Source organism: Clostridium sulfidigenes (genome assembly GCF_052067195.1).
GTDB classification, from domain to species: Bacteria; Bacillota; Clostridia; order Clostridiales; family Clostridiaceae; genus Clostridium_J; species Clostridium_J sulfidigenes.
Genome location: NZ_JBQHQR010000001.1, coordinates 62,132 through 75,477, shown reverse-complemented (window position 1 = coordinate 75,477; position 13,346 = coordinate 62,132). Strand labels below are relative to the sequence as shown.

Annotated in this window: 12 protein-coding genes and 1 tRNA gene; 2 read left to right on the top strand and 11 right to left on the bottom strand. The window is 29.2% G+C overall.

The features are described 5' to 3' along the window. Positions 1-689 precede the first annotated feature (689 nt). The 6 genes from ACTNBA_RS00370 to ACTNBA_RS00345 form a co-directional block, all read right to left on the bottom strand. A complete protein-coding gene (locus tag ACTNBA_RS00370) occupies positions 690-1,145 on the bottom strand; it encodes a hypothetical protein (RefSeq protein WP_441071654.1) in 456 nt (151 codons plus the stop codon). Between the two features lie 2 nt (positions 1,146-1,147). Next, positions 1,148-3,046, bottom strand: a complete 1,899-nt coding sequence (locus ACTNBA_RS00365; RefSeq protein ID WP_441071652.1) for a DNA primase family protein — start codon at positions 3,044-3,046, stop codon at positions 1,148-1,150. Positions 3,047-3,050: 4 nt separating this feature from the next. After that, positions 3,051-3,188 (bottom strand): hypothetical protein, encoded by a 138-nt coding sequence (locus tag ACTNBA_RS00360; protein ID WP_441071651.1) that lies wholly within the window; start codon positions 3,186-3,188, stop codon positions 3,051-3,053. 17 nt (positions 3,189-3,205) lie between these two features. Then, positions 3,206-3,502, bottom strand: coding sequence for a helix-turn-helix domain-containing protein (locus ACTNBA_RS00355; RefSeq protein WP_441071649.1), 297 nt, complete (start codon positions 3,500-3,502; stop codon positions 3,206-3,208). Positions 3,503-3,506: 4 nt separating this feature from the next. Further along, complete coding sequence (locus tag ACTNBA_RS00350; RefSeq protein ID WP_441071647.1) at positions 3,507-3,674, bottom strand: hypothetical protein; 168 nt, start codon at positions 3,672-3,674, stop codon at positions 3,507-3,509. A gap of 120 nt (positions 3,675-3,794) precedes the next feature. Beyond that, on the bottom strand, positions 3,795-3,989 hold the full coding sequence (locus ACTNBA_RS00345; RefSeq protein ID WP_441071645.1) for a helix-turn-helix domain-containing protein: 195 nt from the start codon (positions 3,987-3,989) through the stop codon (positions 3,795-3,797). A gap of 154 nt (positions 3,990-4,143) precedes the next feature. Between ACTNBA_RS00345 and ACTNBA_RS00340 the strand changes: the two genes are divergently transcribed. Continuing rightward, positions 4,144-4,491 (top strand): helix-turn-helix domain-containing protein, encoded by a 348-nt coding sequence (locus tag ACTNBA_RS00340; protein ID WP_441071643.1) that lies wholly within the window; start codon positions 4,144-4,146, stop codon positions 4,489-4,491. 117 nt (positions 4,492-4,608) lie between these two features. After that, on the top strand, positions 4,609-5,751 hold the full coding sequence (locus ACTNBA_RS00335) for a site-specific integrase (RefSeq protein WP_441071641.1): 1,143 nt from the start codon (positions 4,609-4,611) through the stop codon (positions 5,749-5,751). Between the two features lie 118 nt (positions 5,752-5,869). Here the strand turns inward: ACTNBA_RS00335 and ACTNBA_RS00330 are convergent. From ACTNBA_RS00330 to msrB, 5 genes are all read right to left on the bottom strand, one after another. Next, positions 5,870-5,944 (bottom strand) — tRNA-Glu (locus tag ACTNBA_RS00330). Positions 5,945-6,095: 151 nt separating this feature from the next. Further along, positions 6,096-7,412, bottom strand: coding sequence for a 2-hydroxyglutaryl-CoA dehydratase (locus ACTNBA_RS00325; RefSeq protein ID WP_441071639.1), 1,317 nt, complete (start codon positions 7,410-7,412; stop codon positions 6,096-6,098). A gap of 3 nt (positions 7,413-7,415) precedes the next feature. Continuing rightward, positions 7,416-10,322 carry an acyl-CoA dehydratase activase gene (locus tag ACTNBA_RS00320; RefSeq protein WP_441071637.1) on the bottom strand — a complete coding sequence of 969 codons (2,907 nt, stop codon included), beginning with the start codon at positions 10,320-10,322 and terminating at the stop codon, positions 7,416-7,418. 382 nt (positions 10,323-10,704) lie between these two features. After that, the gene (locus tag ACTNBA_RS00315) at positions 10,705-12,717 is read right to left on the bottom strand and encodes an ATP-dependent DNA helicase (RefSeq protein ID WP_441071635.1); all 2,013 of its coding nucleotides are present in this window, start codon (positions 12,715-12,717) and stop codon (positions 10,705-10,707) included. Between the two features lie 170 nt (positions 12,718-12,887). Further along, a complete protein-coding gene (gene msrB, locus ACTNBA_RS00310) occupies positions 12,888-13,340 on the bottom strand; it encodes a peptide-methionine (R)-S-oxide reductase MsrB (protein WP_441071633.1) in 453 nt (150 codons plus the stop codon). Between the last annotated feature and the right edge of the window lie 6 nt (positions 13,341-13,346).

Genomic DNA, 13,346 nt, shown 5'->3' with positions numbered 1-13,346 from the left:
TAACTGGTCAACGGGGTATTTATAAACCTCCATTTTAGAAGGTACCACCCCCCCCATAGCTCTACACTCAAATACACAGCTTATACTTCAATTATTTTATCAATGTCGCGAAATAATGGTTTCACGACATTATAACAATTTTATTCAATCCTTCTAAACTGTTGATATTACTGCATTTCAACTCATTTGCATACTCTATATGAGTACCTTATACATTAACATCTTGTATATATTCATAAATAATGCATGTTTTACTTTACACTAAACGCATATTTATAGTTATTATTAATGCTATTAACACTAATAACCATCTAATTTGCTACTATTTAAGCAGTTATTGGGTTTATTGAACCAGTGTCCACGTCTGTACACGTCAGCCTATACATTTAGTCAATAAATCATAGTTAAAGATAGTTAAAGATATAAAACCATATATTCAACCTATCCAAAGCATTGATATATCTATATTCTAAGCTATATTACACTATTATTTGGGGTTGAAGATATATATATATATTCTTTATATTTATATATATACTTTTTTTGAGAATTCTTATATTTATATAAAGGAGTTTAAAACATCTTCAACCATCTTTACCCTAACTCATTCTATCCGTTGCTATCAGGGTGTTAAAATAGGTTAAAGATATAATTCAAACATCATCAACTATCTTTCACCATCTTTAACTTTAATATTTTAATTCTTGAAGAGCTGATTCAAATTCATCTAAGTCGTCTAATCTATATTCAATCAAATGTGTATAATTATTAGAGTGCCAACTCAAAGAATCACCTTTTACAATTTTAATACCTGTACTTGATGCCCATGCTAATAGTGTAAATAGATCTATACCATAAGGTTGTGATACAAATATTTTTTCACCCGTGCTGGTTTTAAATAGATCTATATGATCCTGGCCCGGAGTATTAACGTTACTGTCCTTGATATATTTGCCACTAGGGTTTAAATATGTCCAATTAATATCTCCATCAAACCATTTATCAACGTTATTTGCCATACACCACAATTTGAATCTTTCAATATTCTTAAAATCTACGTGATCTTCATGACCTTCTTTCTTTGACCAACTTCTATGGTATCGCTCCATATTAGCAATGTATTTATTTATAGTAACCCAACCCACTATTACAACTCCTCTTTTCTTTTAAATATTTGAATATTTACCCCTTTTATTTTAACTGGTTTAGTTTTAAATCCATGCTTGCATATTTCTCTACTGAAGGCAATTCTAGATAAATGCTTTAAACCTGATTCTGTGCAATAAGTCTGATATTGAAGATAAACATCCTTAGTAGATTCATTCTCAATTTTACCTTCTTCTAAGAAACCAATAATGGGATTGTTTCTTTTTTCATAATCATTTTTAGCCTCATCAACTACCTTAACCTTAGTAAATGCTCTATTATATAAAATTCTTTCTAGTCCTTCCAAAGCTAATTTTAATAAATATTCAAGTGATTCATTACTCATTAGCTTGTCTATTATGAATGGGTCATAGTCATCGTCAGTTTCTTTAAACTCAGCTTTAAAAGGAATGATAATTAACCTTCTCATTAATCCATCTGATAAATCATTAATTCTTGGTATCTCATTACATGAGAAAATTAATTTACTATAATTATTAAAATCAAATGGATCCTTGCCCTTTCTTTCAACATTTACTGTTTCTCCAGTTACAAGTTTCTTGAAAGTTGAGTTATCTGGAATCATTTGATTACCTATATCATCACCTATATTTGCAAGTTTTCCTTCAAGTTGAAAAGTCCTAAATCTATCATTTAGCTCATTAAGGGCCACACTTGATAGATTTTCTTTACCAATTAGCTCTTTAATAATATCAAGTAAAGTTGACTTACCATTTTTACCACCACCAGTGAGTATGAAACACTTACCTAGTTCATTTCTCCTAAAAAGTATATAACCTATCATTTCTTCTATAAGTAGTCGTAACTGCTTATCATTGCAGCATATTTTATTTAAAGTCTTGTCCATAATCTCAGAATAAGCAGCTGGATTATAATTCACTGGTATTTTGTTTTTAATCTTAAATTCTGGATTGAAATCTCCTAAAGTTTTATTTTCAATATCTAATATGCCATTTTTTAAGGCTATTAATTCCGATCTACATTGTTTAGTTTCTTCTGATTTTATTTCTAAGTATCTTAATATTTCTAATCTTGGACTTCTAGTTGAATTAATAATGTATTGAAACATTATCTTTTCAATTTCATTTAAATTTTCCGTATAATAACCTTCTTTGTATACATGAAGTGTATCATTCATCTTAACAATATGGTGTTCCCTAATTAAATAATCAGCTAACTTTTCATATTGTAATTTACTTTTAAGGTAAAATGACTCTTTAAGAAAAGCTTTATCTCTTAAAATTACATCAAGCTCTTTATCTGAAACTGGCTCTTTAAGTATGAATTGATTAATAACTCTTATTACTTCTCTTATTTCATCTTTAGTCATAGCTTGCTGCTGAAGAGTGAGTATATAAGAGAATAAGGTATCGTTTCTCCCATCACCTTCCTGGAGCTTACTGAAATCCATAGAGAATTTCTTACTCAATGGATATAACCATATTGGAAGTTTATCTAACTTTTCAGTACTTCTTACTATCTTACGTTCCACTCCGTTTAATTTTATAGGAGTTACTACATTTGGGTGTGGATATTTAGTTTCTGTTTTAATTCCCAAAGCAGTATAATAATGCTGCTTATTTGACTTTATATTTGTATTTAAAAAGTGAAAATGCATACCATTGGAAGTCTGGATAATTACACAATTAACATTTAACTTTTCTAATATCTTCTGAACCCTCTTAGCTTGGACCATATCATCAATATCAACCATGATAGTCTGAGGATTAAGTGTAGCTCCATAATCATCTAGTTTTGATATGTCACTATAACTCTGAGCTGATTCCTCATTCACTTCTTTAACATTTGGTTTTTTAGTTCCAGCTATTAAAGGATAATACTTGTTAAATATTAAATCATAAGTTTTACTAGTATTCATGTTATCACCTTTTATTTACGCATAGAATTTCATCTATCATATTTTCTATTTCATTCTCAGACTTATTAACGTTATTCTTTATCAGTGCACGTTTAAGACATTCTCTTACTTCCTCTTTTGTTAACTCAATTATAGTATTCATGTTAATCCTCCTTATTACTAAACATTAATTAAAGTACCCAAAGTACCTATAAGTCCTTTAACTGTATTGAATTGAACTTCATAAGCTTTTAACTTTCCTTCGAGCTCTTTAATGTATAAATCTTTTTTATACTCTTCTTCATTGGTTGAAATTCCTAAATAAGAATTCAAATCTTCTCTTGATACTAAATATTCTTTTCCTGACTTAACAGCCTTTAACTTACCTTGTCTTATTTGATTGGTAATAAAAGTTCTATTTTTGCCTAGCTCTGCAGCAACTTCATCTGTTTTTAACATTTCTCTAGGCTTACCCATAATATCAATCCTCCTTATTCAATAATTTTTCTCTATGCTCCATCAACTCCCCAAGAGCTGCTTCATGTATATTTTTATCCTTTGGACTTATATCCCTAGATATTTGATATTTCAAAGCCTTAATCTGCTTTTCAACCTTCTGTATGTCTTTAGGTAATTCAACTCTTAACATTTAATCACTCCTTATAATGGTTTTAAGAGCTTCTGATACTCTGTTTGTGTCTTTACTATGTAATGTCATTTTGATGTGCTTAAATCCTCGATATGACCATGTATAGTGGTTTTAAAATGATTAATCTTCACTAGACAAAAATAATTCTTCTACTGAACTATTAAGAGCTGCAGCAAGTTTTTTTAATGTTCTTAGTTGAATATTATCAACATTACCTTTTTCAATTTTTACTAGTGTAGTATTAGACAAACCAGTCATTTCACAAACTTCTCGCTGAGTTAATTTTTGTTTAATACGTGTTAATTTAGCATTCATATTATCACCTCTTTTTACTAAACACTTGATTTAGTCATTAAATATATTTTACTAAACTTATTGTTTAGTTGTCAAGAGTTTTTTACTATTTATTAAAGCAATTGTTTATTATAAGTAAATTATGATATAATTTAAATTAGAAGGAAGTGTTAGAATGTCAATAGGTGAAAATATAAGAATTGCTAGAAAAAATAAAAATATTACAATGAAACAATTAGGTGAAAATTTAGGAATTACTGAACAGGCCATATCTCAATATGAAAGAGGTGTTAGAACACCAAATACTAAATTAATCTTAAAAATATCATCAATACTAGAAGTTAATCCAACTGATATAGATCCTGAATTGAAAATATGGGATGAATTTGACGAGAAAATGGATTTAGAAGGGTTAAGGCGAGAGGTTAAAATTGCTGAAATATTGTCACAAGTATCAACTGAACAACTAATTGAAGAGCTTAATGGTCGTGAAGATTTTCCTATATCAATAAGTCTAAAATAAGGAATTCATTAAATACGTATAAAAGTAATTTTTTAAAGTCTTTATATAAGACATTAGAATTTGTTATAGTTATCGTCAAAAATGACTAAAACACATGAATAAAAAGAAGGTGAATATATGGCTAGTTATAAGCAATTATCTAAATACAATTGGAAGGTTACTGTATCCTTAGGCTTTGAAGGTGGTAAGAGAACTAGAGTTGCAAAACAAGGCTTTAGGACTAAGGCTGACGCTGAAAAATATGTAACAGAACTTAAACAACAACAAAATAAGGGATATGTTCCAACTAGTGAAAACAATATCCCTTTTAAAGATTTTATATTAAAATGGTATGAAGATTATAAGAAACATACTTTAGGTATATCCACTAGGGCCTCATATACTGGAAGGATAAATAATTATATAATACCAGCTTTAGGAGAGTATAAGATTAGAGATATAACTCCCTCTGTAATGCAAGAATTTTATAATAGTCTAATAGAGAAAATGAAGCCAGCTTCAATAGAAAAGATATTTCAAATACTTATAAGCTGCTTTAAATATGCTAGAAAACAGAAATTAATATATGAGTTGCCTACTGATATAGATAAAGTAAAGGTTGAAGCTCCTAAGGTTGAATTTTGGGAAGATAAAGAACTTAATATATTCCTGGACAGAATAAAGGGTACATATCTATATAATGCTATCTTTATAGATTCATTAACTGGATTAAGAGTTGCTGAACTTTGTGGACTTAGATGGTGTAATATAGACTTGAAGAAAGGATATATCAACGTTAATAGTCAAGTTATCTACGATAGAGAAGAAAAGAAACTTTTATTTACCGAAATCTTAAAAACTGATTCAAGTAATAGAAAAGTAAGTATACCACCTAAAACACTTGGAGTATATTTGAAAAATCTTAAAGATGAAATAAAGCCACTTGATAATGATTTTGTTGTACCTGATAGAAATGGATCCATGGCAAACCCTCGTAATTTATCCATGGACTTTACTAAGAAATTACAAAAGTATGAGGATTTAAAACAAATATCTTTTCATGGCCTTCGTCATACTCATGCCACTATGTTATTAAGACATGGTGAAAATGTAAAGGTAGTATCAGCTAGACTAGGTCATAAAGATATAACTACTACATTAAATACTTACATGCATGTTATACCCGATATGGAGGCTAATACTGCCACCCTTCTAGATAATATCTTTCTTAATCATCAAGAAGACACTCCCAATGATAATAATTTACCTCAAGAAGAATAAAAAAGAAGACATCAAATGTCTTCATAAAACCTTCGCAGAATTTTTGTCTTCATTTTGTCTTCTTTTAATAAAATAAAGTGGCTTAACCCATTGATTTAAGCCACTTATTACAAATATATGGTAGCCTGTAGGGGGATCGAACCCCTGTTTCCACCGTGAGAGGGTGGCGTCTTGACCACTTGACCAACAAGCCTTATTAACAGTTTGATTACTTATTTTCTCTACCTGTTAATAATATCATACAATTTAATTTAATTCCATATTATGAATTATTTTATTATACAATAGATTTCTTAATATCTATTCAGTTTTATAATTGAATAACTTTTTTAAAATTTGTAGTTTTACACTAATGCAATTTCCTTATCTATATCACTATTAATATCTTTAGGATTGATATTAAGTTCCTTATGATCTAGTTGTTCCTTTGCAATGGCAAGCATAAGTTTAATTCTATTTTCCTGATTTACTCTAGTAGCACCAGGGTCATAATCTATAGGTACGATATTAACATCATGATGAATGTTTTTTATTTTTCGTACCATTCCCTTACCTACTATATGATTTGGCAAACATCCAAAGGGTTGAGTGCATATAATATTTTTATATCCTAAATTATTCAACTCTAACATTTCTGCTGTAAGAAGCCATCCTTCTCCCATATTATTACCATATCCAACTACACCCTTTGCTAACTTTTTAGTTTCTTTAAAGGATGATGGTGGTATAAAATCTGAATTTTCCTTTACTGATGATATAAGTAAACTCTCAATTTTCAATAGGTAATTCATAAATTTTTGAACAATAAACTTAACTACCTTACTTCCACCATAAAGATTTATATTGTCTATTCTTTCATCTGTACAATAAAATACAAATCCAAGAATTCCTGGTATCATAACTTCACAATTCTGTGTAGCTAAAAATGCTTCTAAATCATTATTCCCTAAGCTTGCATATTTAATATATATCTCTCCCACTATACCTACTTTTACTTTAGGAGTTTTTTCAATTTTTATATTTGCAAAGTCTTTTGTTATGTTATCCATATTGGTCTTAATTTTTTTTAGAGAATAAGCCTTATTATTTTTAAATTGCAAAGTTAACTCTTCAATCCATTTTTTTATTACTTTATCACTTTCACCTTTACTTATTTCATAAGGTCTCACTTGATTGCTCAAATGCATCAAAAGATCTCCATAAATGACTCCTGATAACATTTTATGAACCATAGGCAATGTTATTTTAAAGCCACTATCTTTTTCCATTCCAGCTAAATTAAAAGAAATAACAGGAACCTGTCCATATCCAGCCTTTTTTAATGCCTTTCTAAGTAAGTATATATAGTTTGATGCTCTGCATCCTCCTCCAGTTTGAGTGATAATTAAAGCTGTTTTATTAATATCATACTTTCCACTTTTTAAAGCATCTATCATTTGACCTATAACCAGTAAAGCTGGATAGCAAGTATCGTTATGAACATATTTTAGTCCTGTTTGTACTACTGATTCACCTTTATTAGTTAATAGTTCTATGTGATATTTACTATTTAGGAATACATTTTTTAAAATTTCAAAATGTATGGGTGCCATCATAGGCATTAATATAGTATAATCTTTACTCATTTCTTTAGTAAAGGTTACTTTATTTTCATTATCCATTACTTATTCACCCTCCCCTTGATGGATTGCTGCAAATAAACTACGAAGTCTTATTTGTATCGCTCCTAAATTAGTAATTTCATCTATCTTAATTTGGGTGTATATCTTATTTGACTCTTCTAAAATTTCTCTTACCTCATCGGTAGTTATTGCATCCACACCACAACCAAAGGAAACTAACTGAACTAAATTCATGTTAGGCTTGTCTGCTATATACTTAGCCGCCTTATATAATCTAGCATGATATGTCCATTGATTTAACACCTGAAGGTCTACCTTATCTACCTTATGAGAAATCACATCTTCCGATATAACTGCAGCTCCATAGCTATTAATATACTTATCAATTCCATGATTAATTTCACTATCTATATGATAAGGTCTACCAGCAAGGACAATTATATCTTTCCCCTCCTTTTCTGCTTTATCAATAATTTCTTCACCCTTTATCCTTACTTTTTTTAAATATCTATCATATTCTTTGTAAGCAAGAGTAGTTGCTTCCTTAACTTCTTTTAAAGATATGTCCATAAAATATTTCACCAATATGTTATGCATCTTCTTTGGAAAATCCTTAGGTCTATGAATTCCTATATAATCATAAATATAGTTTACCTTTGAAACATCTGGCATATTTCCTTGAATTACTTCAGAGTAATATGCAACTACTGGGCAGTTATAACAGTTATCAGCTGAACTATCTTGTATATTATAGGTCATGCATGGATAAAAAATTGTATCTACTCCACCATCTATTAGTGACTGTACATGTCCGTGAATTAGTTTTGCTGGAAAGCATACTGTATCTGATGGTATAGTTGTTTGCCCCTTCAGATAAATTTCTCTTGAAGATGGCTCAGATTTTTCTACTTCAAACTGTAAGGTTGTAAAAAATTTATACCAAAATGGGTATAATTCATACATGTTTAATCCCATAGGAATCCCAATTTTTCCTCTTTTACCTGAAATTTTAGGATAACTATCTAGTAAGCTTCTCTTATACTCATATATGTTGGACACTTCTCCATGATTTTTATTACTTATAGGTCTATCACATCGATTTCCACCAATATACTTTCTGCTTTCTCCAAAGGTATTTATAGTTAATCTACAATGATTATTACAAAGCCCACAGTTAGTCATTTTTACTTCATGATTAAAATTCTCTAATTCACTCTTACTAAGAATAGTACTTTTATCATTATTTTTTTCCTGAGCATACAAAGCTGCTCCATAAGCACCCATAAGCCCAGAAATTGTAGGTCTAAGGACTTGTACATTTAATTCTTGTTCAAAGGCACGAAGTACAGCATCATTTAGGAAAGTTCCTCCTTGAACTACAATATTTTTTCCTAGAGACTCTGCATTACTGGCACGAATTACTTTATAGAGTGCATTTTTAACTACACTAACAGATAATCCTGCTGATATATCTTCTATGGTAGCTCCATCCTTCTGCACCTGCTTTACAGAAGAATTCATAAATACAGTGCATCTAGAACCTAAATCTACTGGATTTTTAGAGAATAACCCTAAGTTGGCAAATTCTTCTACTGAATATCCTAATGCATTAGCAAAGGTCTGCAAGAAAGAGCCACAACCTGACGAACAAGCTTCATTTAAAAATATATTATCTATAGCTCCATTATGTATTTTAAAACATTTTATATCTTGTCCTCCTATATCAATAATAAAGTCAACATTATTTATAAAATGTTTTGCTGCTGTAAAATGAGCTACCGTTTCTACCATACCATAATCTACCTTAAAGGCATTTTTTATTAATTGTTCACCATATCCTGTTGCTGCAACTGCTGAAATTTTAACTTTTGGATATGTGTTATATATATTTTCTAAGTATTCCTTAACTACCTCTACAGCATTTCCACTATTAGGTCTATAAATTGAAGATACAATTTCTTTATTTTCATTAATAGCAACAATTTTTATAGTTGTAGAACCAGAATCTATTCCTATAGTTATTGGTGATGCAATATCAATTTCATCCTTGATAAGCACCTTACTTTTTTCATGTCTAAGCTTAAATTCATCATACTCTTCTTTTGTTTTAAATAGTGGTGGTGCCATAGAATAAGTTTCATCTTCACGATAATTATTTAAAGTAATAATCAAGTTATCTATATCTATCTTTTCACTAGCATAATAGGCTGACCCCAAAGCTACATAATATAGTGAGTTATCTGGACACTTTCCTGTTAAATTTAAAGTTTTGTCAAAGGCTTTTCTCAATTCTGAGTTAAAGCTTAGTGGTCCTCCTAGATATAATACATTACCTTTTATAACTCTACCTTGAGCTAATCCTGCAATAGTTTGATTTACAACAGCAAAGAAAATACTTGCTGATAAATCACTTTTAACAACTCCTTGATTTAGAAGAGGTTGAATATCTGACTTAGCAAAAACTCCACATCTAGAAGCAATAGTATAAATCTTATTATAATCCTTAGCAGCCTCATTCATTTCTTCTAAGGACATATTTAACAAAGTAGCCATTTGGTCAATAAATGCTCCTGTTCCACCTGCACATGAGCCATTCATTCTTACTTCCATACCATCCTTCAAAAATAGTATTTTAGCATCTTCTCCCCCTAATTCAATGATAACATCCACATCATCTTCTAAAGTAGTTGCAGCAATCCTTGTTGCATAAACCTCTTGAACAAAGGGTACCTTCCATTTTTCGGCCATGCCCATAGCAGCAGATCCAGAAATGCTTAGTTCCATGGACTTCTCTCTTGGATACTTGTCTCTAATTTTCTTTAGCAGTTCTGAAGTCTTTTCTTTTATTTTACAATAATGACGTTCATATGATTGATAAATAACTTCTCCAAAGTTATTTAAAACAACAGATTTAATTGTGGTTGAGCCCACATCAATTCCTATTTTCATAGTAAATCCTCCTAAATAAATGCCATACTATATAGCTTTTACCCTCTTAAAAATAACAATTAAAGATTTAGTTTTATAAATCTTCTACATATTATCTAAACACCATATTATACCATATTATTTACTAAATAACATATATTTAACTATTATTTAACATACTGTAAACAACTATTTCTCTATCTTTAGAAATTATAGTTTTTCAATTTAATAAATATTACTTTATTATTAAATATTTATAAATATATAACCATATACTTTAATTTATATTACTTATATAAATTATTTTCAAGTTACTGTTAATGTGCTTTAAGTCGTTATTTCATGATATTTATAATAAAAAGCAAGATATAGAATAACTTCCTTTCTATATCTTGCTTAAGCTCTATTCATCCATTTTCATCCAAAAACTTTCTATTTCTCTTATATCATTAGTTCTATTTTTAATAGGGAGGGAATCAAACACTATATTTTTATACGGGCTATTAGACAATTCACCAATTCTAGAATCTAAGATTGCCACTATCCCCTTATCATCATGCTTTCTTATTAACCTTCCTACTCCTTGCCTAAGTTTTACTATCATTAATGGTACACTTACCTCCATTAAAAAATCTTCTGATAAAGTCCTTTTATATTCTATAATTGGATCTGGTACCGGAAATGGTAGCTTAAAAATAATTAAATTCGATAATGATTTTCCAGGCACATCTATTCCTTCCCAAAATGTTCCTGTAGCTAATAATACGGAATTCTTATCCTTTTTAAATTCTTCAAGTATATCATCCTGAGAGGACATATGTTGCTGTTTTAAAAGCCTATATTCTAAATTTTTATGTTTTAATATCTCATAAACTTCCTTTAGATCACTTTTAGATGTAAATAAAATTAAGGCTTTTCCCTTTGTAATATTCAGAAGCCTTACTATTTTTTCTGCCCCCAATTTTATAAACCTTTCTCTCGCCTCTACTGGATGAGGCATATTTTCTGTATAATATATCATGGCATTGTAATTGTACGGAAAAGGTGATGGTTTTGGTGTTGATAAAAATCCTGTACTAGTTGGAAATCCTGTACTTTTAATAAAATACTCATATCTCTCTTCTTCACTACCTTGACTCTTATCTGCAATAGTTGCTGAAGTTAATATAGTAGTTTTTAACTTATCAAAGTATAAAGAATTTATCTCCTTACTTATATTTTTAGGACATGCAAATATATGAATATCATTAAAATTTTCTAACCAAAATAAATCCCTGCTCTTTATAGATATCAAACTTTTTATAAAGTCTTGAAGATTCTCTAGCTCTTCGAATACTTCTTCACATAAATTATCATCACTATAAAATTGTACTTTATAATTTATTAAATCAACTTTACTATTTAAAAGTAAAAGCTCTTCTCGTATTTCATCTATATTAATAAAATACTTTTCCATTTCTTCACCCTTAAGTGATGAGTTAATTTGTTTTTTTACTTGATTATTTAGTTTATTAAAAATAACATTCAAAATATGAGTTATATTATTAAAATTTTCGTAACTCTCTCTTCTTATAGCTGATATTTTTATGGTTTCAATTACATCTCCTAAAATAGATTTTATTTTATATTTGTTATAGCTTTCTATTAAAGATGCTCTAACTTTTTCCTCCAAATTATGAGCTTCATCTATAACAATTAAATCTATTTTCTCATTTAAAAGCCCCTTTTGACCTTTCTTTAACTTTTGAAAATGTACAGTTAATAAGTCTTGATTACATAAAATTATGCCATCAGTATTTAACATATCTCTTCTTAGAGACATAAAACTGCAATTATTATAATGTTCACACCTATTATGATCTGTTGCCTTTACATTCACATTGTCCCATATATTATTATCTACATCTAATTTTATATTTTTTCTATCTACTACTCCATTATTTATGTAATTACATAGTATTTCTAGATTATCATTAAAATCTTTCCTATTAATCTCTTTAAAATATTTATCGGCTCTACTTTTACATGCAAAATGAGTCATGCCTTTAGCTAAAACTATTTCTGGTTTATGATTAATATAAGAACAAATTTTTTTTACATCCTTAATTAGTTGCTCTTGCAGAGCTATAGTTGAAGTAGCTATTAATACAGGTTTATTAAAAAGTTTATTATAATAAAGTAAGGGAACTATATATGCATAAGATTTTCCTATTCCTACTCCTGCTTCCACTATAGTATGTTGTCTGTCCGCTATAGCGTTACATATATCTAAAGCCATATCTTCTTGTCCTTCTCTTTGTTCAAAACCTAGTTTAGGAATTTTGTTCATAAAAAAATTCCATACTAGCTGCTGTAATTCATCTTCTTTTGAAAGATTTTTATCTACCTTCTTACTATCTTCTGAAAACCAAAACATCTATATCCCTCCTTATTAAGACTTTTTGTAACATAGCTTTATTTTCACATTTTTCTCCTTAAAATACAACCGTAGATTTCCACATTTAATCTCTTAAACATAGAAAAAGATGTGATTAAATAGATAAATCCATCTAATCACATCTTAATGCCATACTCTCATCTGTATATTTATTTATCAAGTAAATCTAAGTACTCTTCATACCCTTCTTCCTTCATCTTATCCTTTTGAATAAATTTAAGTGAAGCTGAATTTATACAATATCTTAATCCACCTAGTTCCTCAGGTCCATCACAGAATACATGACCTAAGTGGGAATCTCCACTTTTACTTCTTACCTCGGTTCTGACCATTCCATGACTTTTATCTATATTTTCTTTAATAAAATCTCTATCTATTGGCTTGGAAAAAGCTGGCCATCCACATCCTGAGTTAAACTTATCACTAGATATAAATAAGGGTTCTCCTGTTATTATATCTACATAAATACCTTCTGCGTAAAAGTCAAAGTATTCATTTTTATAAGGTAGCTCGGTACCATTTTCTTGAGTTACGTTATATTGCTCCTTGGTTAATATTTTTTTCAACTCTTCCTTACTTCTTTTCATATATTTATTATCCATACCATA

What these genes read in the sequence shown, in the direction of transcription:
- ACTNBA_RS00365 (WP_441071652.1), bottom strand. Translation starts at nt 3,046, where the DNA reads ATGAATACTAGTAAAACTTATGATTTAATATTTAACAAGTATTATCCT.
- ACTNBA_RS00360 (WP_441071651.1), bottom strand. Translation starts at nt 3,188, where the DNA reads ATGAATACTATAATTGAGTTAACAAAAGAGGAAGTAAGAGAATGTCTT.
- ACTNBA_RS00355 (WP_441071649.1), bottom strand. Translation starts at nt 3,502, where the DNA reads ATGGGTAAGCCTAGAGAAATGTTAAAAACAGATGAAGTTGCTGCAGAG.
- ACTNBA_RS00350 (WP_441071647.1), bottom strand. Translation starts at nt 3,674, where the DNA reads ATGTTAAGAGTTGAATTACCTAAAGACATACAGAAGGTTGAAAAGCAG.
- ACTNBA_RS00345 (WP_441071645.1), bottom strand. Translation starts at nt 3,989, where the DNA reads ATGAATGCTAAATTAACACGTATTAAACAAAAATTAACTCAGCGAGAA.
- ACTNBA_RS00340 (WP_441071643.1), top strand. Translation starts at nt 4,144, where the DNA reads ATGTCAATAGGTGAAAATATAAGAATTGCTAGAAAAAATAAAAATATT.
- ACTNBA_RS00335 (WP_441071641.1), top strand. Translation starts at nt 4,609, where the DNA reads ATGGCTAGTTATAAGCAATTATCTAAATACAATTGGAAGGTTACTGTA.
- ACTNBA_RS00325 (WP_441071639.1), bottom strand. Translation starts at nt 7,412, where the DNA reads ATGGATAATGAAAATAAAGTAACCTTTACTAAAGAAATGAGTAAAGAT.
- ACTNBA_RS00320 (WP_441071637.1), bottom strand. Translation starts at nt 10,322, where the DNA reads ATGAAAATAGGAATTGATGTGGGCTCAACCACAATTAAATCTGTTGTT.
- ACTNBA_RS00315 (WP_441071635.1), bottom strand. Translation starts at nt 12,717, where the DNA reads ATGTTTTGGTTTTCAGAAGATAGTAAGAAGGTAGATAAAAATCTTTCA.
- msrB (WP_441071633.1), bottom strand. Translation starts at nt 13,340, where the DNA reads ATGGATAATAAATATATGAAAAGAAGTAAGGAAGAGTTGAAAAAAATA.